Annotated in this window: 17 protein-coding genes, 1 pseudogene and 2 riboswitches; of the genes and pseudogenes, 10 read left to right on the top strand and 8 right to left on the bottom strand. The window is 63.3% G+C overall.

Features of this window, described 5'->3' with window-relative positions; translation table 11 throughout:
• Nucleotides 1-57: 57 nt before the first annotated feature.
• The 4 genes from ACVWZP_RS03250 to cobW are packed head-to-tail and all read right to left on the bottom strand — an operon-like array spanning nt 58 to nt 6,541.
• Nucleotides 58-660 carry a vWA domain-containing protein gene (locus ACVWZP_RS03250; RefSeq protein WP_457370383.1) on the bottom strand — a complete coding sequence of 201 codons (603 nt, stop codon included), beginning with the start codon at nt 658-660 and terminating at the stop codon, nt 58-60.
• A gap of 53 nt (nt 661-713) precedes the next feature.
• Entirely contained in the window at nt 714-1,715 is a 1,002-nt protein-coding gene (locus ACVWZP_RS03245) for an ATP-binding protein (RefSeq protein WP_457369358.1), read from the bottom strand.
• Nucleotides 1,715-5,476 (bottom strand): cobaltochelatase subunit CobN, encoded by a 3,762-nt coding sequence (cobN, locus tag ACVWZP_RS03240; protein WP_457369357.1) that lies wholly within the window; start codon nt 5,474-5,476, stop codon nt 1,715-1,717. The genes ACVWZP_RS03245 and cobN overlap by 1 nt, the downstream gene beginning before the upstream one ends.
• Before the next feature lie 3 nt (nt 5,477-5,479).
• A complete protein-coding gene (gene cobW, locus ACVWZP_RS03235; RefSeq protein ID WP_017846596.1) occupies nt 5,480-6,541 on the bottom strand; it encodes a cobalamin biosynthesis protein CobW in 1,062 nt (353 codons plus the stop codon).
• A gap of 92 nt (nt 6,542-6,633) precedes the next feature.
• Nucleotides 6,634-6,833: riboswitch (cobalamin riboswitch) on the bottom strand.
• A 41-nt stretch (nt 6,834-6,874) separates the two neighbouring features.
• A riboswitch (cobalamin riboswitch) is annotated at nt 6,875-7,084 on the top strand.
• A 97-nt stretch (nt 7,085-7,181) separates the two neighbouring features.
• On the opposite strand from cobW, the gene ACVWZP_RS03230 reads away from it, so the two are divergent.
• From ACVWZP_RS03230 to cobM, 4 genes are all read left to right on the top strand, one after another.
• A complete protein-coding gene (locus ACVWZP_RS03230) occupies nt 7,182-7,370 on the top strand; it encodes a CbtB domain-containing protein (RefSeq protein WP_079444076.1) in 189 nt (62 codons plus the stop codon).
• Nucleotides 7,371-7,381: 11 nt separating this feature from the next.
• The gene (locus ACVWZP_RS03225; protein WP_079444077.1) at nt 7,382-8,086 is read left to right on the top strand and encodes a CbtA family protein; all 705 of its coding nucleotides are present in this window, start codon (nt 7,382-7,384) and stop codon (nt 8,084-8,086) included.
• Nucleotides 8,083-8,475: a cobalamin biosynthesis protein gene (locus tag ACVWZP_RS03220; RefSeq protein WP_046484972.1), complete on the top strand. Its 393-nt coding sequence runs from the start codon at nt 8,083-8,085 to the stop codon at nt 8,473-8,475. The genes ACVWZP_RS03225 and ACVWZP_RS03220 overlap by 4 nt, the downstream gene beginning before the upstream one ends.
• Nucleotides 8,476-8,545: 70 nt before the next feature.
• The gene (gene cobM / locus ACVWZP_RS03215) at nt 8,546-9,292 is read left to right on the top strand and encodes a precorrin-4 C(11)-methyltransferase (RefSeq protein WP_046383141.1); all 747 of its coding nucleotides are present in this window, start codon (nt 8,546-8,548) and stop codon (nt 9,290-9,292) included.
• Nucleotides 9,293-9,543: 251 nt separating this feature from the next.
• Here cobM and nfuA read toward each other — a convergent pair whose 3' ends face one another.
• Complete coding sequence (gene nfuA, locus ACVWZP_RS03210; RefSeq protein ID WP_003190728.1) at nt 9,544-10,128, bottom strand: Fe-S biogenesis protein NfuA; 585 nt, start codon at nt 10,126-10,128, stop codon at nt 9,544-9,546.
• Between the two features lie 94 nt (nt 10,129-10,222).
• On the bottom strand, nt 10,223-12,517 hold the full coding sequence (locus tag ACVWZP_RS03205; protein ID WP_046383140.1) for a fatty acid cis/trans isomerase: 2,295 nt from the start codon (nt 12,515-12,517) through the stop codon (nt 10,223-10,225).
• 164 nt (nt 12,518-12,681) lie between these two features.
• On the opposite strand from ACVWZP_RS03205, the gene metH reads away from it, so the two are divergent.
• The gene (gene metH / locus ACVWZP_RS03200) at nt 12,682-16,392 is read left to right on the top strand and encodes a methionine synthase (protein WP_017846602.1); all 3,711 of its coding nucleotides are present in this window, start codon (nt 12,682-12,684) and stop codon (nt 16,390-16,392) included.
• Nucleotides 16,393-16,443: 51 nt separating this feature from the next.
• Nucleotides 16,444-16,662, top strand: coding sequence for a DUF2970 domain-containing protein (locus ACVWZP_RS03195; protein WP_017846603.1), 219 nt, complete (start codon nt 16,444-16,446; stop codon nt 16,660-16,662).
• Here ACVWZP_RS03195 and ACVWZP_RS03190 read toward each other — a convergent pair.
• Entirely contained in the window at nt 16,659-17,726 is a 1,068-nt protein-coding gene (locus ACVWZP_RS03190) for an ABC transporter substrate-binding protein (RefSeq protein WP_457369356.1), read from the bottom strand. The two genes, ACVWZP_RS03195 and ACVWZP_RS03190, sit on opposite strands and share 4 nt — an antisense overlap.
• 422 nt (nt 17,727-18,148) lie before the next feature.
• Between ACVWZP_RS03190 and ACVWZP_RS03185 the strand changes: the two genes are divergently transcribed.
• Both ACVWZP_RS03185 and ACVWZP_RS03180 read left to right on the top strand, forming a co-directional pair.
• Complete coding sequence (locus tag ACVWZP_RS03185; RefSeq protein WP_046383137.1) at nt 18,149-19,807, top strand: nitrite/sulfite reductase; 1,659 nt, start codon at nt 18,149-18,151, stop codon at nt 19,805-19,807.
• On the top strand, nt 19,791-20,285 hold the full coding sequence (locus tag ACVWZP_RS03180; protein WP_017846607.1) for a DUF934 domain-containing protein: 495 nt from the start codon (nt 19,791-19,793) through the stop codon (nt 20,283-20,285). Before ACVWZP_RS03185 ends, ACVWZP_RS03180 begins: the two co-directional genes overlap by 17 nt.
• A gap of 40 nt (nt 20,286-20,325) precedes the next feature.
• Here the strand turns inward: ACVWZP_RS03180 and ACVWZP_RS03175 are convergent, their stop codons facing one another.
• The gene (locus ACVWZP_RS03175) at nt 20,326-20,730 is read right to left on the bottom strand and encodes a MerR family transcriptional regulator (RefSeq protein ID WP_057005451.1); all 405 of its coding nucleotides are present in this window, start codon (nt 20,728-20,730) and stop codon (nt 20,326-20,328) included.
• A 70-nt stretch (nt 20,731-20,800) separates the two neighbouring features.
• Here ACVWZP_RS03175 and ACVWZP_RS03170 point away from each other — a divergent pair.
• Nucleotides 20,801-22,040: pseudogene (locus ACVWZP_RS03170) on the top strand (NADH:flavin oxidoreductase/NADH oxidase family protein).
• 77 nt (nt 22,041-22,117) lie between these two features.
• A complete protein-coding gene (gene poxB, locus ACVWZP_RS03165) occupies nt 22,118-23,842 on the top strand; it encodes a ubiquinone-dependent pyruvate dehydrogenase (RefSeq protein ID WP_046383134.1) in 1,725 nt (574 codons plus the stop codon).
• Nucleotides 23,843-23,875 lie beyond the last annotated feature (33 nt).

The following is a 23,875-nucleotide window of genomic DNA, read 5'->3' as shown; positions in this document are numbered from 1 at the left end:
TTAATGTCGGAAGATTCGACTTTACAAGAGCGACACTTCCCGATCTGGTTTTAGAGCCTAAAAACTATCGATATGTCGATAATCCAAGCACAGGCGCTGAGCCAGTTCTCGCGCCCTCCCCAACCGAATCGGCCCGCGCTCGATATCGACCAATAACCCCGGGCACTCCAGCGATGGCAACCCGGCAATCTCCTTGAGTCGTCCGTCGGTCACCACCAGCAACCGCTGCTGTTCGGTGGGGAAACGCGTTCTGCGTGCCGCCAGCCATTGCGCCGCCTCGCCCAGCGCGGCCAACAGCGGCGTACCGCCACCCGCGCCGAGCTGATCGAGCCAGCCAGCCAGGCTTTTCGCGGCTTTCAGGCCCTGCACCTGCCACTTCGGCGACTGCCCGCTCGCCGTCAGCAATGCCATGCGCGCCCGCTGGCGGTAGGCGTCATCCATCAGTTGCGCCAATAACCCTTTGGCATCGGTCAATGCACGATGCCGCCGCGTCGACGCCGACGCGTCGACAATCACCAACCATAACTGCTGGGCCGAGCGGCTGCGCAGGTGGAAACGCAGGTCCTCACGAGACTGCGGCCGCCCGCCGAGCAAGGTGCCCGGCCAATTGATCGAGCCCTGCTGCGCGTCGCGCGACTTGCCGTGCCTGCCTTTATCCAGTCGCCCCGCCTTGGGCCGGGCATCCGCCCCCGCGTCACGTCGGGGGCGGATGCCTAAGGCTTTTTTGGCCAGGCGGGCACGTCTCGGCGAGCGCCCGTGGGCAAGGCCGGTGCGGGCATATCGCCCCACTGGCCTTGGCCGGGTGAAGTGTCGGACGCTTGAGGAGCCTGGCCCTCATGGTTGGGCGGGCTGGGCGGCGGGGACTGCGCCTGGCGACGATGGCGCAAGGCAAACTCGGCCACGGCTTCGATATCTTCCTCGGCGATGGCGGTCGCGCCGCGCCAGGCTGCATGCGCTCTTGCGCCACGCAACCAGACAAGGTCGGCGCGCAAACCATCCACGCCCGCGGCAAAGCAGCGTTGGGTGATCTGTGCCAGCGCCTCGTCATCCAATGCAATGGCCTCGAGACAGGTCCGCGCCCGGGTGCAACGCTCGCGCAGGGCGGCCTGCGGTTCGGCCCACAACGCGCAGAAGGCCACGGGGTCGCTGTCGAAGTCGAGGCGCCGGCGGATGATCTGCCCACGCTCGGCCGGCACGGTTTGCCCGCTCAAGGCCACATTGAAGCCGAAGCGGTCGAGCAACTGCGGACGCAACTCACCCTCCTCCGGGTTCATCGTGCCGATCAGCACAAAACGCGCAGGATGCCGGTGGGAGATGCCGTCGCGCTCGATCAGGTTGGTGCCGCTGGCGGCCACGTCCAGCAGCAGGTCCACCAAATGATCGGGCAGTAAGTTGACCTCGTCGACATACAACACCCCACCATCCGCCTTGGCCAGCACGCCGGGTGAGAACTGCGCGCGGCCTTCGCCCAATGCCGCATCCAGGTCCAGGGTGCCGACCAGGCGCTCTTCGGTGGCGCCCAACGGCAAGGTGACGAATTGACCGCTGGCCAACAGGTCCGCCAAGCCACGTGCCAGGGTGGACTTGGCCATGCCGCGCGGGCCTTCGATCAGCACGCCGCCGATCTTCGGGTCGATGGCGGTCAGGCACAGCGCGAGTTTCAGGTCATCGGCACCGACCACGGCCGACAGCGGGAAATGGGGAATATCAGTCATCAGCTGTCTTCTTCTATATCCAGCAACAGGTTTTCCAACGCCTCGCGATACGTCCCCGGCGCTTGCCACATGCCACGCTGCTGGGCTTCGAGCAAGCGCTCGGTCATGTCCCGCAGGGCATCAGGGTTGTGCTGTCGCACAAAGGCGCGGGTGTCGGGGTCGAGCAGGTAGGCGTCGGCGAGCAAGGCGTATTGGTGATCGTCGATCAGCGCGGTGGTGGCGTCGAAGGCGAACAGATTGTCCACGGTCGCCGCCATCTCGAACGCACCTTTATAGCCATGACGCTTCACACCTTCGATCCACTTGGGGTTGGCGGCGCGGGCACGGATCACCCGGTTCAGCTCTTCCTTCAAGGTGCGGATCTTCGGCACGTCCGGCTGGCTGTGGTCGCCATGGTAGCTGGCGGCCTTGTCGCCGCTCAGGGTTTCCACGGCGGCGAGCATGCCGCCCTGGAATTGGTAGTAATCGTTGGAATCGAGCAGGTCGTGCTCGCGATTGTCCTGGTTTTGCAGCACCGCCTGCACCTGGCTCAGGCGTTGGGCGAATTGCCCGCGGGCGGCGGTGCCCTCGTCGGCACCACCATAGGCGTAGCCACCCCAGTTCAGGTAGACCTCGGCCAAGTCCTCGCGGCTTTGCCACAAGCGACCGTCGATCGCGCCCTGCACGCCGGCGCCATAGGCACCGGGCTTGGCCCCGAAAATACGCCAGCCCGCCTGTTTCGCCGCCGCGGCCTCGTCCAGGCCGGACTCAAGCAACGCCTGGCGCTCGCAACGGACCTTGGCGGCCAGCGGGTTCATATCGTCAGGCTCGTCCAGCGCCGCCACCGCTTGTACCGCCGCATCGAACAGGCGGATCAGGTTGGCGAAGGCATCCCGGAAGAACCCGGACACGCGCAAAGTCACGTCGACACGCGGGCGGTCCAGCAGGCTGATCGGCAGGATTTCGAAGTCGTCCACCCGCTGGCTGCCCGTGGCCCACACCGGGCGTACCCCCATCAGGGCCATGGCCTGGGCGATATCGTCGCCGCCGGTACGCATGGTCGCGGTGCCCCACACCGACAGGCCGAGCTGGCGCAGGTGGTCGCCGTGGTCTTGCAGGTGCCGCTCGAGAATCAGGTTGGCCGACTGGAAACCGATGCGCCAGGCGGTGGTGGTCGGCAGGTTGCGCACGTCGACGCTGAAAAAATTGCGCCCGGTGGGCAGCACATCCAGACGCCCCCGGCTCGGCGCGCCGCTTGGGCCCGCCGGCACGAAGCGGCCGCCCAGGGCATCGAGCAGGCCGCGCATTTCCGCCGGGCCGCACCCATCCAGGCGTGGCGCCACGACACTGCGCAGGCTTTCGATGACGGATTTGACATCCTCCCAACCGGGCTCTTCCAGCTGTTCCAGCGGCCCCGCCAGCGCCTGTTCGATCAACCGTGCAGCGTACAGCTCCAGGCGCTCGCGGGTATCACCGGCGGTGCGCCACCGCTGTGGATCGATGGTTTGCAACACCTCCGGGCAGCGTCCGGTCCAGGGTTCGGCGAGGGCGCAGTCCAGCGGATCGAAACCCAGCTCGAAGGCCTTGGCCAATACCCGTAACAGGCTCGATTGCGCGCCTCGGCCGTCGCCACGCGGGATACGCAGCAACGCGAGCAAGGTGTCGATACGCAAGCGGCCCTGAGGCGACTCGCCGAAGATATGCAGGCCGTCGCGGATCTGCGATTCCTTCAGGTCACACAGGTAGGTATCCAGGCGCGGCAGCCAGATCGCCGCGTCGGCCTCGCTGTCCAGCTCAAGCTCCTGGTCGATACGGGTTTCGCGCACCAGCTTGAGGATGTCCTTTTGCAGCTCGCGGGCGCGGCGCGGGTCGAGCAATTGCGCTTCGTAGTATTCGTCCGCCAACAGCTCCAGGTCGCGCAGCGGCCCGTAGGTTTCGGCACGGGTCAGCGGCGGCATCAAGTGATCGATGATCACCGCCTGGGTGCGCCGCTTGGCCTGGGCGCCCTCGCCCGGGTCGTTGACGATAAACGGGTAGATATTCGGCAGCGGCCCGAGCAGCGCGTCGGGCCAGCAATTTTCCGACAGCCCTACGCCCTTGCCCGGCAGCCATTCCAGGTTGCCGTGCTTGCCGACGTGGATCACGCCGTGAGCGCCGTAGGTGTGGCGCAACCAGAAATAGAACGCCAGGTAAGCGTGAGGCGGCACCAGGTCCGGGTCGTGGTACACCGCGCTGGCGTCCACCTGATAACCGCGGGCCGGCTGGATGCCGATAAACGTCAAGCCCAGGCGCAGGCCGGCGATCATCAGGCGGCCGTCGCGGCACATCGGGTCGTTGTGCGGCGTGCCCCAGCGTTCCAGCACCGCCTGGCGGTTGGCTTCGGGCAGGCGCTTGAACATCGCCTCGTAGTCGTCCAGGCCCAGGCTTTGGTGGCACGGGCGCAGGTCGAGGTTGTCCAGGTCGTTGGTGACGCCACCGAGCAGTTCGTGGATCAGCGCGGTGCCGCTTTCCGGCAGGATTTCGGGCAGCGGATAACCCTCGGCCTGCAAGGCCCGCAGGATATTCAGCGCCGCCGCCGGCGTGTCCAGGCCGACACCGTTGCCGATGCGGCCGTCGCGCGTCGGGTAGTTGGCCAGGATCAGGGCGATGCGCTTGTCGGCATTCGGCACCCGCGCCAGTTCGACCCAACGGCGCGCCAGTTCAGCGACAAAGTCCATGCGCTCCGGCGCTGCGCGGTAGCACACCACGTCCGACTGGCTGCGCTCACTGCGCCAGGCCAGGTCCTTGAAGCTGATCGGTCGGCTGATGATGCGCCCGTCCAGTTCCGGCAAGGCAATGTGCATCGCCAGGTCGCGCGGGCCGAGGCCTTGTTCGCTGGCCTGCCAGGCGGGTTGGTTGTCCTGGGCGCAAATCGCCTGGATCACCGGGATATTGCGGCGAAACGGGCGCAAATGCGGCGCTTCGGGGCTGGACTGGGCAAAGCCGGTGGTGTTGAGAATCACCGCCGCCCCGACCTCATCCAGCCAGTCCTCGACCACCGTCAGGCAGCCGGGCTCCTTCAGACTGGCCACTGCCATCGGCAACGGATTCAGGCCCGCCGCCTGCAGACGCTGGCAGAACACATCGATAAAACCGGTATTGGCCGCTTGCAGATGGGAGCGGTAGAACAGCACCGCCGCCACCGGGCACTCAGGATTCCAATCCAACTGCCAGTCGTTGAGGCACGCATTGGCCTTACGCGGGTGATAAATCGCGCTGCGCGCCAGGGTTTGCGGCTCGGCCCAGGCATAGTCGCGGCCCAGGTAGGCGCTGGCCAGGCAGCGATAAAAATCCAGCGCATTACCCAGGCCGCCCTGGCGCAGGAACTGCCACAGGCGGTCACGCGCGGCGGCATCCACGGTGCTGAGGCCGCTGAGTTCCGGGTCGGGGCGGTCATCCCCCGGCACCAGGATCAGCGTGACCCCGCGCTCGGCCAACGCCACCAGGCGCTCGACGCCGTAACGCCAATAGCCGATGCCGCCGTGCAGGGAAATCAGGATGACCTTGGCGTGGCGCAGCACTTCATCGACGTACAGGTCCACCGATGCATGGTTCTGCACCTGCATCGGGTTGGCCAGGCGCAGGCTCGGGTAATCCCCGGGCAACTGCTGGGCCGCTTCGGCCAGCAGCGCCAGGCTGGAGTCGCCGCTGCACAGGATCACCAGCTCGGCGGGGGTTTGCCCAAGGTCGGCAATGTTGTCGTCCGCGACGAAACCGCCGGGCTGGGTCCTGAGCAGGTGCATGGGTTAAACGCTGAGGGCGGCGCGCAATTGCGCTTCGAGGCCCGCCGCGTCGAGGTCCTGGCCGATCAGCACCAGGCGCGTGATGCGCGCTTCGTCGGCGCTCCAGGCGCGGTCGAAGTGTTTGTCGAAGCGCGTGCCCACGCCCTGGATCAGCAGGCGCATCGGCTTGTTCGGGATCGCCGCGAAGCCTTTGACGCGCAGGATGCCGTGCTGCACCACCAATTGGCTCAGGGCGTCGAGCAGCAGGGCTTCGTCGGACTGGGGCAAGTCGATGGAAATGGAGTCGAACGCATCGTGATCATGATCGTCTTCGCCTTCGTGATGATGATCGTGATGGCTATGGCGACCGTCGATGTGCTCTTCGGAGCCGGCGCCCAGGCCGATCAGCACGTCCAGCGGTACCCGACCGCTGCTGGCTTCGATGATCTTCACCGCCGGCGGCAACTCTTCGGCGACTTCCAGGCGCACGCGGGCCAGGTCGTCGGGGCTGATCAGGTCGCACTTGTTGAGGATCACCAGGTCGGCGCTGGCCAGTTGGTCGGCGAACAGTTCATGCAGCGGTGATTCGTGGTCCAGGTTCGGGTCGAGTTTGCGCTGGGCGTCGACCTGATCCGGGAAGGCGGCGAAGGTACCGGCCGCCACGGCGGGGCTGTCGACCACGGTGATCACCGCATCGACCGTGCAGGCGTTGCGGATTTCCGGCCACTGGAACGCCTGGACCAAAGGTTTTGGCAGGGCCAGGCCGGAGGTTTCGATGAGGATATGGTCAAGGTCGCCGCGACGGGCAACCAGTTCGCGCATCACCGGGAAGAACTCTTCCTGCACGGTGCAGCACAGGCAGCCGTTGGCCAGTTCATACACGCGGCCGTTGGCTTCTTCCTCGGTGCAGCCGATGGAGCACTGCTTGAGGATTTCACCGTCGATGCCCAGCTCGCCGAACTCGTTGACGATCACCGCGATGCGACGGCCCTGGGCGTTATCGAGCATATGGCGCAGCAAGGTGGTTTTGCCCGAGCCGAGAAAGCCGGTAACGATGGTGACGGGGAGTTTGGCCAGTGTTTTCATCGGATGCCCTTGGGGGCGGGCATACGGGACGATAGGCCCTGCGCGACGCGCAGCAGCAGATTTCGTCACCGGATCACCCCGCCCGGTTGAATTGAAAAATCGGTTGCGAGGCAGGTCTCCTGGCTTGGGGCTTGCGGGTCTTGCGACCGGCGCTGGCTGCGCCTTCCCGCCTTGATGGCAGTGGCGTGGCAGTCAGATAAACCCTTCACAGTTGCGGGGGCAGCCGCGGCTTGAACCGCGTTCCCTTCTTAGCTTCGGCCTGGGCCGAAGAACCTCGAGGGTGCAAGGCTACAGGGGCTCAGTCAATTTGACTACCGTCGCCCTGCATGCTTTCCTACACACCTTGTTTCGGGTGCCCTTCACAGGGTGAAACGGGAAACCGGTGCGTCATAGCGATATGACCAGTCCGGTGCTGCCCCCGCAACGGTAAGCGAGCGAAGCGTCACGGCCACTGTGCTTTGTGCATGGGAAGGCGATGCTTTCAGGACTCAGTTCAAGAGCCCCCTCGCAAGCCCGGAGACCGGCCCGAAAAAAATCATCTAACAAACCCGCGGTGGGCGGGCGCTGTTTGAACCCTGCGTGCCTGGCTCGCGGGTTTTGCATGCGCTCGTGTCACCCTGAACCCCTGAAGGGACGCGCCATGTCGATCATCAGCAGCACCTCGTCTAGCACCAGCAGCACCGCCACCCTGAGCCAACGCCTGGGCGCCGCCATCGGCGCTTCGATCCTCGGCGCGTGCCTGGTGTATTTCGCCGGGTTCTCGCATATCGAAGCGGTACACAACGCCGCCCACGATACCCGCCACAGCGCCGCGTTCCCGTGCCATTGAGACCTGCCGACATGATCAAGCGTATTGCGCAAACCGCAGGTTTCAGTGGGCTGCTGGCCGCCCTGTTGTTGACCTTGCTGCAAAGTTTCTGGGTCGCCCCGCTAATCATGCAGGCGGAAACCTTTGAAAAAGCCCCGGCCGCGACGCAAGTGGTACACGAGCACGCCGCCGGCACCGCTGCACACGCCCATGACGCCGAAGCCTGGGAGCCGGAAGACGGCTGGCAGCGCGTGCTGTCGACCACCGGCGGCAATCTGGTGGTGGCGGTCGGTTTCGCCTTGATGCTCGCCGGGCTCTACACCCTGCGCGCGCCGACTCGCACGGCTCAAGGCCTGCTGTGGGGCCTGGCCGGTTACGCGACCTTCGTCCTGGCGCCAACCCTGGGCCTGCCGCCGGAATTGCCGGGCACTGCCGCCGCCGACCTGGCACAACGGCAGATCTGGTGGATCGGCACGGCGGCCTCAACCGCGGCCGGTATCGCGCTGCTGGTATTCGGTGGCAACTGGCTGCTCAAAGCGCTGGGCGCGGCAATCCTCGTGGTGCCTCATGTGATTGGCGCTCCGCAACCTGAAGTGCATTCGATGCTGGCCCCTGAGGCTCTGGAAGCACAGTTCAAGATCGCCTCGCAACTGACCAACATCGCGTTCTGGTTGGCGTTGGGGCTGATCAGCGCCTGGTTGTTTCGCCGCAACCGCGACGATCGATACACCGCATGACCCTCGTGGTCGGCCTGGGCTGCCAGCGCGGCTGCGAGTTTCAAGCCCTGCTGGACCTGCTGAACGCCGCCCTCGCCGAGGGCGGTATCGAGCGCCATCGCATCACCGCCCTGGCCAGCCTTGATCGCAAGCAGGATGAACCGGGCTTGCTGGCCCTGGCCCAATGGCTGAACCTGCCGCTGCACTGCTTCAGCGCGGCGCACCTGGCGATGTATGACGACCGTCTGAGCCACAGGTCCGCCGTCGCCTTTGCCCATACCGGTTGTTACGGCATCGCCGAAAGCGCCGCCCTGGCCCTGGCCGAACAACTCGGCGGCGCCCCTGCGCGCCTGTTGGTCCCGCGCAAAAAATCCGCCCGGGCCACCTTGGCATTGGCCTGCGTCGACTGAAACCGCGATAATCGCCGCTTCCGATCATGAGCGTTCCTCATGCTCGCGCGTTTTTTCACAGGATTTCTCCATGACCGTCTACTTCATCGGCGCCGGCCCCGGCGACCCGGAATTGATCACCGTCAAAGGCCAGCGGCTGATCCGCAGTTGCCCGGTGATCATCTATGCAGGGTCGCTGGTGCCGGCGGCGGTACTGGAGGGGCATCAGGCCGAACAGGTGGTCAACAGCGCCGAACTGCACCTGGAACAGATCATCGAGCTGATCAAGGCCGCCGATGCCAAGGGCCAGGATGTGGCGCGAGTCCACTCCGGCGATCCAAGCCTGTACGGCGCAATTGGCGAACAGATCCGCCTGTTGCGCGAGTTGGGCATTGCGTTCCAGATCATTCCCGGCGTCACCGCCGTGGCCGCCTGCGCGGCGCTGCTGGAGACTGAACTGACCCTGCCGGACATCGCCCAGAGCGTGATTCTCACCCGCTACGCCGATAAAACCCGCATGCCCGCCGGTGAAGACTTCGACAGCCTGGCCCGCCACGGCACGACCATGGCGATTCATCTGGGGGTCAATCACCTGGAGAAGATCGTCGCCGAACTGCTGCCGCACTATGGCGCGGATTGCCCGATTGCCGTGGTACACCGCGCGACCTGGCCGGATCAGGATTGGGCTGTCGGCACCTTGGCGGACATTGCCGAAAAAGTCGCGGCCAAAGGCTTCAGGCGCACAGCGCTGATTGTGGTGGGTCGGGTGCTGGCCAGTGACAGTTTCAGCGCGTCGTCGCTGTATCGGGCCGGGCATGCACACCTGTACCGCCCCTAATCAAAAACATCAAAAAACAAACATAAAACACTGACTTAACTAAACAAACACAAAAAAATGTGGGAGGGAGCTTGCTCCCGATAGCGGTGTATCTGTTGCTTGATAAGTCGACTGACCCGCCGCTATCGGGAGCAAGCTCCCTCCCACACTTAATGTTCAGCGTTAGGTAGGTCGCGTAAGCGGCTGAATTTTAAGCATAAAAAAACGGCGCTCACGGGGCGCCGTTTTTTTGCTCGCAGCGAACACCTGACTCAGTAGTAGGCGTTTTCTTTCTGCGTATGGTCAGTCACATCGCGGACGCCCTTGAGCTCCGGAATGCGCTCCAGCAAGGTACGCTCGATGCCTTCACGCAGGGTCACATCCGCCTGGCCGCAGCCCTGGCAGCCGCCGCCGAACTTCAATACGGCGATACCGTCATCCACCACGTCGATCAAGCTGACCTGCCCACCGTGGCTGGCCAGCCCAGGGTTGATCTCGGTTTGCAGGTAGTAATTGATGCGCTCGTTGACCGGGCTGTCGGCATTGACGTTCGGCACCTTGGCGTTCGGCGCCTTGATGGTCAATTGGCCGCCCATGCGGTCAGTGGCGTAGTCGACCACCGCGTCGTCGAGGAACGCTTCGCTGAAGGCATCGATATACGCGGTGAAGCTTTTCAGCCCCAGCGCGGTGTCTTCCGGCTTCTCTTCGCCCGGCTTGCAGTAGGCGATGCACGTCTCGGCGTACTGGGTGCCAGGCTGGGTGATAAAGACGCGGATGCCGATACCCGGGGTGTTCTGCTTGGACAGCAGGTCAGCCAGGTAATCGTGGGCGGCGTCGGTAATGGTTATGGCAGTCATGGAAACTCCTCACAGGCTTGCTGGCAGTTTACGCCAAAATATTACGCAGATACAAAGCCCCAGTAATTTTGTCGGAAAAGCCTCGCCATCGCCGTCAGAGGTTTTCATAGCGGTTCATATCCAGCACACCCTCTTCCAACGGCGTGGTTTCGCGGATGTAGGTCGACAGATCGTGGAAGTACTCCCAGAACTGCGGATGGCTGCGGCGCACACCCCAACGATCGACGATCTTCTCGAAGTGCTGGGCGTCGCGGGCACTTTCCATGGCCGCGACGAACGCCGGCACTTGCTCGGCCGGGATATTGAACATGAAGTTCGGATAACTGCTCAGCACGCCGGGGTAGACCGTCAACGTGTCCAGGCCCGGTTGATAGCGAGAAGCCTCACCCAGCATGAACGCGACATTACTGTGGGCACGGTTGCGCAGCAGGCTGTAGACCTCGCGATGACCGGTGCGGGTTTCGATGCGCAGCATGGTCGCTTCCGGCAATTGGTCGATGACCTTGAGCCCCGCCGCCGGGCGTGACGTCAGGCGACTCAGGGCCTGCTCGGCATCGCGCAGCACCGGTTCGAGGCCCGGCCGCGAGCAGTAGGCGCCGACACAGCGATTGATCGGGTCCGGGCTGGCATTGAGGTCGCCATAACGCGCCAGCAACTGGTTGACGAAATCGCGTTTCGGGTCTTTTTCATTCAGTTTCAGGCCGGTGGGTTTATCGTCGTCGATCGACTCATAGTCCATCCACAACTTGACCTTGCCGCCGTTCTGATACCAATCGTCGAGGAAATCGTCCCGCGAATTGGCCGGCATCAGGCGCAGGAAGTTCTGTTCGGCGCCATTGCGGATCAGGTCGAAGTACAAGCGGGTCTGGGCCTGATGGGAGACGTTGCCGAACACGTCGAAGTTGACCACCAATTGGTAGTAGGTGCGCTCCAGCAACGGATAATCGAACAACCACATCGTCTGCGGGACTTCACCGATCAGGCCTTTATTGACCGACGCGCTGTCGAAGTGACGGAAGATGCTCAACAACGCATTGTCGTTGCCGGCCCACAGCGTCGACCAACCGGGCGCCGGCAACTCGCCATAGCGGTAGCGACGCAGCGCTTCGTACTCGTTGCGCTTGTCACGGTACTTGAGCCACAGGCTGAGCACGCTGCCCACGTCGTCGTTCTGCCCGGGCATTGCCAGCAACGGCGTGGCACGGCCACGATAGAGCGGATCGGTGATGTACAGGTCGTGTTCGGGGGCCTGGAACAGTGCCCAGAAGTTGTCGCGGATCACGTCCGTGGCGATCTGGCCCCGGCACACCGGGCCGCGGATGAAGGTGCGGACAAAGTACTCGGCATTATCGAGCATGAACTGGTAGCGCGCCTGGGCCGGAATCGCCTCGAACGTCTCGAACGGGTTGGCACGACGGCCCGGACCGTAGCCTGGCAAGGCGCTGACCTGCCAGTCGCCGCTGTAGAACAAGGCTTTGACCCGTTCCATTTTCGCCGCGCTGAGCGGGTACGTGATGTGGGTCTTATGGACGATCACCCCCTGTATCGGCCACAGCCGGTAGTAGATCCGGGTACCGGGATCGTCGTTGGGGCGACGGGTATTGATCAGGTCGATCGGCTGCCCGCTGGGGGTGCGCGAGCGGACCCACTGGAAGAAATGCCCCGGCTCACCGCCTTCGAAATACAGATGTGCGATAAACAGGTGTTCAAACAGCCAGCGGGCGACCAGGCTTTCGCGGGCGCCGGGGGCGTTGAGCAGGTTTTCCCACTGCAGCACCTGTGCGGCTTCCTGGGCACTTGGCGCCACGCCCTGCTGGTCAATCGGCGCACCGGAGGCCAGCCAGCGTCGCAGGGTCTGGTACTGCTGGTCGCTCAAGCCGGTCACGGCCAGCGGCATGCCTTCATTGGGGTGCACGTCGGCGTAAGTGTCGAACTCCTCTGGCAGCGGGCACATGTTCTCGCGGTTCAGGCCCAGCACGATGTCGTCCGGCAGCTTGCCGTTGGGCTGCAACGGCGCGCGGCTGTGGCCCAGTTCGAGCATGCGCGCCATCAACGCAGCCTGGCTGCCTTGGGCGTCGAGCACGGAAGTGAAGCCTTCGTGCCGCCAGGCAGCCTTGCCGAACGCGTCGTAGAACAGACGCGTCGGCTTGGTCGCCTGACTGCGATCACCATCGTAGACCAGCACCTTGGTCGCCCCCCGCGCCGCGCCCTCGCCACTGCCCAGGTTCAACTGGCAGGCCGAGTCGTAGCAGGCATGGCACGCCACGCACTTCTCAGTGAAGATCGGTTGGATATCACGGGTGTAGGAAAGCGCCGGAGCGGGATCTTGGGCCTGTGTAGTGCTGCCAATCAGCAACAGAACGAAGCTGATGATGATGCGATACGGCATGAGCCTGGTCCCGATATGAAGCCAAAATGGAAAACCCCGCGGATTCTACCGATCTAACACGCGCACCAACATGAACGATATTCATGCAAAACCTGCACATGCTCCAAATCCACACAGGTTTGCTATGATCCACGCCCTCCGTAATGCCTGAACAGAGTAGTCCCATGTCCGATCGTAGCGCTCGTCTGCAAGCCCTTCACCAAGCCCTCAAGGAACGCATCCTGATCCTCGACGGCGGTATGGGCACGATGATCCAGAGCTATAAGCTGGAAGAACAGGACTACCGCGGCAAACGGTTTGCCGACTGGCCGAGCGACGTCAAGGGTAACAACGACCTGTTGCTGCTCAGCCGTCCGGACGTCATCGCCTCCATCGAGAAGGCGTACCTGGATGCCGGCGCCGACATCCTCGAAACCAACACCTTCAACGCCACCCAAGTGTCCCAGGCCGATTACGGCATGGAGTCGCTCGCCTACGAGTTGAACGTAGAAGGTGCCCGCGTCGCGCGCAAGGTGGCCGACGCCAAGACCCTGGAGACGCCGGACAAGCCACGCTTCGTCGCCGGCGTGCTCGGCCCGACCAGCCGTACCTGCTCGCTGTCGCCGGATGTGAACAACCCCGGCTACCGCAACGTGACCTTCGATGAACTGGTGGAGAACTACACCGAGGCCACCAAGGGCCTGATCGAAGGCGGCGCAGACCTGATCCTCATCGAAACCATTTTCGACACCCTCAACGCCAAGGCCGCGATCTTTGCCGTGCAGGGTGTATTCGAAGAGCTGGGCTTCGAATTGCCGATCATGATCTCCGGCACCATCACCGACGCCTCCGGCCGTACCCTGTCGGGCCAGACCACCGAAGCGTTCTGGAACTCGGTCAGCCACGCCAAGCCGATTTCCGTGGGCCTCAACTGCGCCCTGGGCGCCAGCGAGTTGCGTCCGTACCTCGAAGAGCTGTCGAACAAGGCCAACACTTATGTGTCCGCGCACCCTAACGCCGGCCTGCCCAACGAATTCGGCGAATACGACGAATTGCCGGCGCAAACCGCCAAAGTCATCGAGGAATTCGCCCAGAGCGGCTTCCTGAACATCGTCGGTGGCTGCTGCGGCACCACGCCGGGGCATATCGAAGCCATCGCCAAGGCCGTGGCCGGTTACGCGCCGCGCCAGATCCCGGACATTCCCAAGGCCTGCCGCCTGTCGGGCCTGGAGCCGTTCACCATTGATCGCCAGTCGTTGTTCGTCAACGTCGGCGAACGTACCAACATCACCGGCTCCGCCCGTTTCGCCCGGCTGATCCGCGAAGACAACTACACCGAAGCCCTCGAAGTCGCCCTGCAGCAGGTGGAAGCCGGCGCCCAGGTGATCGACATCAACATGGACGAAGGCATGCTCGATTCGAAGAAGGCCATGGTGACCTTCCTCAATCTGATTGCCGGCGAGCCGGACATCTCCCGCGTGCCGATCATGATCGACTCCTCCAAGTGGGAAGTGATCGAAGCCGGCCTCAAGTGCATCCAGGGCAAGGGCATCGTCAACTCCATCAGCATGAAGGAAGGCGTCGAGCAGTTCATCCATCACGCCAAGCTGTGCAAACGCTACGGCGCCGCCGTGGTGGTGATGGCCTTCGACGAAGCCGGCCAGGCCGACACCGAAGCGCGCAAGAAAGAGATCTGCAAACGCTCCTACGACATCCTGGTCAATGAAGTCGGCTTCCCGCCGGAAGACATCATCTTCGACCCGAACATCTTCGCGGTCGCCACCGGTATCGAAGAGCACAACAACTACGCCGTCGACTTCATCAACGCCTGCGCCTACATCCGCGACGAGCTGCCGTATGCGCTGACGTCCGGCGGCGTGTCCAACGTGTCGTTCTCGTTCCGCGGCAACAACCCGGTGCGCGAGGCGATCCACTCGGTGTTCCTGCTGTATGCGATCCGCAACGGCCTGACCATGGGCATCGTCAACGCCGGCCAGCTGGAGATCTACGACCAGATCCCCGCCGAACTGCGCGACGCGGTGGAAGACGTGGTGCTCAACCGCACCCCGGACGGCACCGACGCCCTGCTCGCCATCGCCGACAAGTACAAGGGCGACGGCAGCGTCAAGGAAGCCGAAACCGAGGAATGGCGCGGCTGGCCGGTCAACAAGCGCCTGGAACACGCGCTGGTCAAGGGCATCACCACGCACATCGTCGAAGACACCGAAGAGTCCCGGCAGTCGTTCGCGCGCCCGATCGAAGTGATCGAAGGCCCGCTGATGTCCGGCATGAACATCGTCGGCGACCTGTTTGGCGCGGGCAAAATGTTCCTGCCGCAGGTGGTCAAGTCGGCGCGGGTGATGAAACAGGCCGTGGCCCATCTGATCCCGTTCATCGAACTGGAAAAAGGCGACAAGCCGGAAGCCAAGGGCAAGATCCTCATGGCCACGGTGAAAGGCGACGTGCATGACATCGGCAAGAACATCGTCGGCGTGGTGCTGGGGTGCAACGGCTATGACATCGTCGATCTGGGCGTGATGGTGCCGGCGGAGAAGATCCTGCAGGTGGCCAAGGAACAGAAGTGCGACATCATCGGGCTGTCCGGCCTGATCACCCCGTCCCTCGATGAGATGGTCCACGTCGCCCGCGAAATGCAGCGCCAGGACTTCCACCTGCCGCTGATGATCGGTGGCGCCACCACCTCCAAGGCGCACACGGCGGTGAAGATCGAACCCAAGTACAGCAATGATGCAGTGATCTACGTGACCGACGCCTCGCGCGCGGTGGGCGTGGCCACGCAGTTGCTGTCCAAGGAATTGAAAGCCGGTTTCGTCGAGAAGACCCGCCTGGAATACATCGAAGTGCGCGAGCGCACCTCGAACCGCAGCGCACGCACCGAACGCCTGAGCTACCCGGCGGCGATCGCCAAGAAGCCGCAGTTCGACTGGAGCACTTACACGCCGGTCACGCCGACCTTTACCGGCGCCAAGGTGCTGGACAACATCGACCTCAAGGTGCTCGCCGAATACATCGACTGGACTCCGTTCTTCATCTCCTGGGACCTGGCCGGCAAGTTCCCGCGCATCCTCACCGATGAAGTGGTGGGTGAAGCCGCCACGGCGCTGTATGCCGACGCCCAGGAAATGCTCGCCAAGCTGATCGACGAGAAGCTGATCAGCGCTCGCGCGGTATTTGGTTTCTGGCCGGCCAACCAGGTGAACGATGACGACCTGGAAGTCTACGGCGACGACGGGCAGCCCCTGGCAACCTTGCACCACCTGCGCCAGCAGATCATCAAGACCGACGGCAAGCCGAACTTCTCCCTGGCCGACTTCGTCGCGCCCAAAGACAGCGGCATCACCGACTACGTGGGAGGGTTTATCACCACCGCGGGCATCGGCGCCGAGGAAGTGGCCAAGGCTTACCAGGACGCGGGCGACGACTACAACTCGATCATGGTCAAGGCCCTGGCCGACCGCCTGGCCGAAGCCTGCGCCGAATGGCTGCACCAACAGGTGCGCAAAGACTACTGGGGTTATGCCAAGGACGAGCAACTGGACAATGACGCGCTGATCAAGGAACAGTACAGCGGCATCCGCCCTGCCCCCGGCTACCCGGCGTGCCCCGACCACACCGAGAAAGGCACCCTGTTCCAACTGCTGGACCCCGAGGCCCGCGAGATGCATGCCGGCCGCAGCGGCGTGTTCCTCACCGAGCACTACGCGATGTTCCCGGCGGCTGCGGTCAGCGGCTGGTACTTCGCCCACCCGCAGGCGCAATACTTCGCCGTGGGCAAGGTCGACAAAGACCAGGTGGCGAGCTACACCGCACGCAAAGGCCAGGACCTGGCCGTGACCGAGCGCTGGTTGGCACCGAACCTGGGTTACGACAACTAAGCACGCGCAGATTGTCTATGCTTGCCTCACACATCTTGTGTCGAGGCACGTATGGACGATCCAGCCAACAACAAACCGCCTACCCTGTGGCAGATGCTGCACAGCGTCGTCGCCGCCGCCTTTGGCGTGCAGAGCGGCAAGAACCGCGCCCGCGACTTTACCCATGGCAAGCCCAGCCACTTTGTGGTCCTGGGCATTCTGTTCACAGTGGTGTTTGCCTTGACGCTGTTCGGCATCGTCAAGCTGGTGTTGCTGCTGGCCGGGGTCTAGTGCAGCAGCAGACGCATGCTGAAGGGGTAACCATAGGACGCAGGCTTGCCCAGGGCGGACAGTGCGCGGAAATTTACCGTCGGCATGGGCCCCAGCAAGCGCCGCGCCTGGGCGGAATCGATCAGTTGGAATAGCGCCTCCTGGCGGTCGCGCCCGCCGTAAGCGCCGATGTCCACGCCCTTGGCATCATCATTGATCAGCACCATCGCCCACCCGCCCACGGTGAAATGCCCGGCGACCAGGGACGACAACTGCCCGTTCAGACGCGCCTGCAAGATCTCCGGTGAACTATTGACCGCACTGAACAGCGCGTCCTTGCCAGGCACGCGCCCGCTGTCCCGAAACGCCTGCATGGCACCCAGCGCCATCTGATCGTTGGCCGACCACACCAGCGCCGTGTGCGGGTAACGCTTGAACAGCTGCGTCGCTTGCTCGAAGGCGCGCTCGCGGCTCCACTCGCCATAAACCAACTGACGCAGGCGCACCTCGGGGTGTTCGGCCAGCGCCCGGCGCATGCCCTGCTCTCGCAACAGGGCAACGGGAGTGGTCTTGATGCCGGAAAACGCCAGCAGGTCGAGGGATTCGCCGGGCGCAACACGGCCGTGCTGGCGCAACATGTCCTTGAGCATCAGGTAGCCGGCCTCTTCGTCGTCGGCGACCAGGCTGCCGATCAGATCGATGCCCGTGCGGGCGCCCAACAACTGCACCTGGTCGGCGGTCAGCGCGCTGTTCACCACCAGCAATTTGACCCCACTGCCCTGGGCCATGCGCAGAATCTGCGGGGCGACATACTGCTCATTGACCAGCACCAGATAATCCGGCCGCTCGCGGCCTTGCAGTTCCTCCCGGGCCTGGACCAATGTGGTGTGAAGATCGCGCTCGCCATAGCGCACGCGCAAATCCAGGCCGAGGTCCTTGGCCGCGGCCTGCATGAATTGCGCGTAACTGACCCAAAAGGTTTCCGTCGACATGCCCGGGTTGAGAAACACCACCGACGCTGCCTGGGCCACGCCACAAAATGCTGGCCCCAGCAACCACACACACGTAAACAGAACCTTCACCATGGTTATTCAAGCCTTGAACATTGACCGCCATGATACTGGCAATCGGACAGTCATTCGAGGCTCAGTCAACGCTGTTTACTGGTGGCCGACCCAGAACACCGCCGTCCCTACCACGAGAATGATCAGAAATAGAATGGCCCAGGCATCCACGGTACTGTCGGGTTTACGGGCTTTTGTCGGATGGCTCATCGCATCGCCTCTTGTCGGTTTTATAGGTGATTGCATTCAGACTCGCCCACAGTAAAGTCGATGATTGCCCGCATGACAAATGCGTGTATACCGACAATCGCTCCCATTAGTCGATTTGGTTCTTTGCATATATTCAAACATCACTTTTGCGCATAAACGCAAACTGGTATCGTGCCCCGGCTCCGTTGGGAGTGCGCGGCCGTGCGCGCAGATTTGCCGAGAACAGGACCTATATGTACGTATACGACGAATACGATCAGCGCATCATCGAGGACCGCGTCAAGCAGTTCCGTGATCAGACCCGACGCTACCTAGCAGGTGAACTGAGCGAAGAAGAGTTCCGCCCTCTGCGCCTGCAAAATGGCCTTTATGTTCAGCGCTTTGCGCCGATGCTGCGGGTGGCCGTGCCCTATGGCCAACTGACTTCGCGCCAGACGCGCATGATGGCCAAGATTGCCCGCGACTTCGACAAGGGCTACGCCCACATCAGTACCCGCCAGAACGTGCAGTTCAACTGGCCGGCGCTGGAAGACGTGCCGGACATCCTGGCTGAGCTGGCCACCGTGCAGATGCACGCCATTCAGACCAGCGGTAACTGCCTGCGCAACGTGACCACCGACCAATTCGCCGGGGTTGCCGCCGACGAACTGATCGACCCGCGCCCCTGGTGTGAAATCGTCCGCCAATGGACCACGTTCCACCCAGAATTCGCTTACCTGCCGCGCAAATTCAAGATCGCCATCAATGGCTCGACATCGGACCGTGCGGCGATCGAAGTACACGACATCGGCCTGGAGCCGGTCTACAACGCCGCCGGCGAGTTGGGCTTCCGTGTACTGGTAGGCGGCGGCCTGGGGCGTACCCCGGTGGTTGGCGCGTTTATCAACGAGTTCCTGCCGTGGCAGGACCTGCTGAGCTACCTCGACGCGATCCTGCGGGTCTACAACCGCTATGGCCGTCGCGACAACAAATACAAGGCGCGGATCAAGATCCTGGTCAAGGCGCTGACCCCTGAGGTGTTCGCGCAGAAAGTCGACGCCGAGATGGAACACCTGCGCGGCGGCCAGACCACCCTGACCGACGCCGAAGTCCACCGCGTGGCCAAACACTTCGTCGACCCCGAGTACAAAGCCCTGGGCAATCAGGACGCCGAACTCGCCGCGCTCGACCAGCAGCACCCAGGTTTCGCCCGCTGGCGTGTGCGCAACACCCTGGCGCACAAAAAGCCGGGCTATGTCGCCGTGACCCTGTCGCTCAAGCCTACCGGCGTCGCCCCCGGCGATATCACCGACAAGCAGCTGGACGCCGTGGCCGACCTGGCCGAGCGCTACAGCTTCGGTCAACTGCGCACCTCCCACGAGCAGAACATCATTCTCGCGGACGTTGAGCAGAGCCAACTGTTCACCCTGTGGGGCGAACTGCGCGAAGGGGGTTTCGCCACGCCGAACATCGGCCTGCTGACCGACATCATCTGCTGCCCGGGCGGCGACTTCTGCTCCCTGGCCAACGCCAAGTCGATCCCGATTGCCGAATCGATCCAGCGCCGTTTCGACGACCTGGACTACCTGTTCGACATCGGCGAGCTGGACCTGAACATTTCCGGTTGCATGAACGCCTGTGGTCACCACCACGTCGGCCACATCGGCATCCTGGGCGTGGACAAGAAAGGCGAAGAATTCTACCAAGTGTCCCTGGGTGGCAGCGCCAGCCGCGATGCGAGCCTGGGCAAGATCCTCGGCCCATCCTTCGCCCAGGAAGCCATGCCCGAGGTGATCGGCAAACTGATCGATGTGTACATCGAGCAGCGCACCGAAGATGAGCGTTTCATCGACACCTACCAGCGCATCGGCATTGACCTGTTCAAGGAGCGCGTCTATGCAGCGAATCATTAAGAACAACGAAGTCGTCGACGAAACCTGGCACCTGCTGCCCAAGGACGCGACCTTCGACGGCATCTCCAACTGCGACGACCTGATCGTGCCGCTGGCGCTGTGGCGCGAGCACGGTCATGCGCTCAAGGCCCGTGACGGCGGCCTGGGCGTGTGGCTGGACGCCGATGAAGAAGCCGAAGAGATCGGTGACGACGTGGCTCACTTCCAGGTCATCGCCCTGAACTTCCCGGCCTTCACCGACGGGCGCAACTACTCCAATGCGCGCCTGCTGCGTGACCGCTACGGCTACAAAGGCGAATTGCGCGCGATTGGCGACGTGCTGCGCGACCAACTGTTCTACCTGCACCGCTGCGGGTTCGATGCCTTCGCCTTGCGCCCCGACAAAGACCCGTATGAAGCGCTGGAAAGCCTCAAGGACTTTTCCGTGACGTACCAGGCTGCAACGGACGAGCCGCTGCCGCTGTTCCGTCGCCGTTAAGCGTTAGCATCGTGAAAAGCCCTGGCATGCCAGGGCTTTTTTATACATCGATTTTGATCGACGCCAGCACCTGCTTCTGCTCCATGGAACACGGCACACCCTCCGGCTGCGCGCGCACCGCCGCGATCACGCCCAGCAACTGCGCCTTGCTGTGCGCCAGTTGCGCCTGCATCCCTTCGATCTGCTGCACCTTACGCTCCAACGCCTCAATCAGCGCCTCGCGCTTGTGCTCGCCCGGCGCCGGCATCAGCGCCTTGAGTTCCTGCAAGGTAAACCCGGCCTGTTGGGCGCTCTGGATCAGTTGCAGGGTTTGCAGGGCCTCGGGGGCATAACGCCGATAGCCGTTGGCCTGCCTGCCCACCTGGCTGATCAACCCTTCGGCCTCATAAAACCGAATACGCGACGCCGCCAGCCCGCTCTGTTTCGCCAGTTCACCAATATTCATCGCCATGCCCGCTTGACATTAAAGTTAACTTTAAGCTTAGCCTGAGGCCTCCCCCCTTCAGGAGTCAACCATGTCACCTTTCGAACCCTTGCAACTGCCCAACGGCCAAGTCCTTGTCAACCGTATTGCCAAGGCTGCGATGGAGGAGAACATGGCCGACGCCCAACAAGCGCCGTCCCGTGAATTGAAGCAGTTGTACCAGGCCTGGGCGGATGGCGAGCCCGGCTTGCTGCTGACCGGTAACGTGATGATCGACCGCCGCGCCATGACCGGCCCCGGCGGCGTTGCGCTGGAGGACGAGCGGTCACTGGACAGCTTTCGCGAATGGGCCGCCCTCGGACGCAACAACGGCGGGCACTTCTGGGTGCAGCTCAATCATCCGGGGCGCCAGACGCCGGCCAACCTGCGCCAGCAAGCCTTGGCGCCGTCCGCCGTGGCCCTCGACCTGGGTATTTTTTCGAAGATGTTCGCCAAGCCCAGGGCTATGTCCGAAGACGAGATCCAGAACGTGATCACGCGCTTTGCCACCAGCGCGCGCCTGGCCGAGAAAGCCGGGTTTACGGGCGTGCAGATCCACGCAGCGCATGGCTACTTGCTCAGCCAGTTTCTCTCGCCCTTGAGCAACCGGCGCACCGATCACTGGGGCGGCTCGCTGCCGAACCGCGCACGCTTGCTGATGGAAGTGATCAAGGCCGTTCGCGCCAGTGTCAGCCCCTCGTTTTGCGTGGGGGTGAAACTCAACTCGGCAGACTTCCAGCGCGGCGGCTTCGACGCGGACGATGCGCGTGCCGTGATTGAGCTGCTCAATGCCCTGCCTATCGACCTGCTGGAGCTGTCCGGCGGCAGCTACGAAGCACCGGCCATGCAGGGCGAAGCCCGAGACGGGCGAAGCCCGAGACGGGCGGACCCTGGCCCGCGAAGCGTATTTCCTGGAAATGGCCCGCGAGCTGGCGACCCTCGCAAACATGCCGGTGATGGTCACCGGTGGCATTCGCCGCCTGCCGGTAGTGCAGCAAGTCCTCGACAGCGGCATCGCCATGGCCGGTATCGCCACCGCCCTGACCCTGGAACCGCAACTGATCAAACACTGGCGCGAAGGTCGCGACCCCAACCCGCAAATCACATCGATCAGTTGGAAGCGCAAGCCCCTCGCCGCCCTCGCCGTGGTGCGTCACCAGATGCGTTGCCTGAGCCGCGGCCATCGCCCCAATCCCAAGGTTGCGCCGTGCATGGCACTGGTCCGCGATCAATGGTTTATCGCCCGGCGCACTCGCCAATACCGCGCAACCATGACGCAATCTTCACATTAAGCACGGAGCATTCGCCGTGATCGAACTGTCCTCTATTGATCAGCCACTTTTAACCTCACTGACGATTGGAGTTCTTCATGGCGAAAATCAACCTGGCCCAGCAATTGGCAACCACCCTTGAACAGGCGGGCATCAAGCGCATCTGGGGCCTGACCGGCGACAGCCTCAATGGCCTCACCGACGCACTGCGCACCATGGACAGCATCGAGTGGATGCATGTGCGCCACGAAGAGGTCGCCGCGTTCGCCGCCGGTGCCGAAGCCGCCGCCACCGGCGAGTTGGCGGTGTGCGCCGGCAGTTGCGGGCCGGGCAATCTGCATTTGATCAACGGCCTGTTCGACTGCCATCGCAACCATGTACCGGTGTTGGCCATCGCCGCACAAATCCCGTCTTCCGAAATCGGCTTGAACTACTTCCAGGAAACCCACCCCCAGGAACTGTTCAAAGAGTGCAGCCACTTCATCGAACTGGTGACCAACCCCGAGCAGATGCCCCAAGTGCTGCATCGCGCCATGCGCGCGGCAATCCTCAATCGCGGCGTGGCGGTGGTGGTGATCCCCGGGGATGTGTCGCTGCTGGAAGTGGAAGACACGCTCAAACCCTGGCCGGCCCTGCATGCGCCGCGCACCCTGCCGGCGGAACAGGACCTGCAACGCCTCAGCGAAATCCTCGACAGCAGCCAGAAAGTCACCTTGCTGTGCGGCAGCGGTTGCGCCGGCGCCCATGCCCAAGTGGTGGCCCTGGCCGATGCCTTGGGCGCGCCGGTGGTACACGCCTTGCGCGGCAAAGAGCACGTGGAATGGGACAACCCGTTCGACGTGGGCATGACCGGCCTGATCGGTTTCAGCTCCGGTTACCACGCCATGCTCAATTGCGACACGCTGATCATGCTCGGCACCGATTTTCCGTACCGCCAGTTCTACCCCACCGACGCGAAGATCATCCAGATCGATCGCAACCCCCAGGCGCTGGGTCGACGTGCCACCCTGGACCTGGGCATCGCCGCTGACGTGAGCGAGACCATCGATGCACTGCTGCCGCGCCTGACCCGCAAGGCCGACCGCAGCTTCCTCGAAACGTCCTTGAAACACTACGAGAAAGCCCGCCAGGGCCTCGATGACCTGGCGCAAGCGTCGAAGGCCAACCGGCCGATTCACCCGCAATACGTGGCGCGCCTGCTCAGCGAACTGGCCGACGACGATGCGATCTTCACCGCCGACGTCGGCTCGCCCACCGTGTGGGCGGCGCGCTACCTGAAAATGAACGGCAAACGGCGCCTGATCGGCTCGTTCAACCACGGCTCGATGGCCAACGCCATGCCCCAGGCCATCGGTGCCCAGGCGGCTTTCCCCGGGCGACAGGTGATCTCAATGTCCGGCGACGGCGGTTTTACCATGTTGATGGGGGATTTCATTTCGCTGGCGCAGCTGAAACTGCCGGTGAAGGTCATCGTGTTCGATAACGCATCACTCGGTTTTGTCGCCATGGAAATGAAAGCCGCCGGCTACCTTGAGGCCGGCACCGAGCTGAAAAACCCGGACTTCGCCGCCATGTCCAACGCCATGGGCATCCTGGGCATTCGCGTGGAGCAATCCGAAGACCTCGAACCGGCCCTGCGCCGCGCCCTGGCCCATGACGGCCCGGTGCTGGTGGACGTGGTGACGGCGACCCAGGAGCTGGTGATGCCACCCAGTATCAAGCTGGAACAGGCCAAGGGTTTCAGCCTGTACATGCTCAAGGCGGTGATGAGCGGGCGCGGGGATGAAGTGATCGAGCTGGCGCGCACCAACTGGTTACGCTGACGTGAACACAGGCTGACGGGCTTGCTCGCGATT

This window comes from Pseudomonas sp. TE36184 (assembly GCF_054060055.1).
Note: the sequence above shows the minus strand (reverse complement) of the source record. Positions and strands in the feature narration are given on the sequence as shown.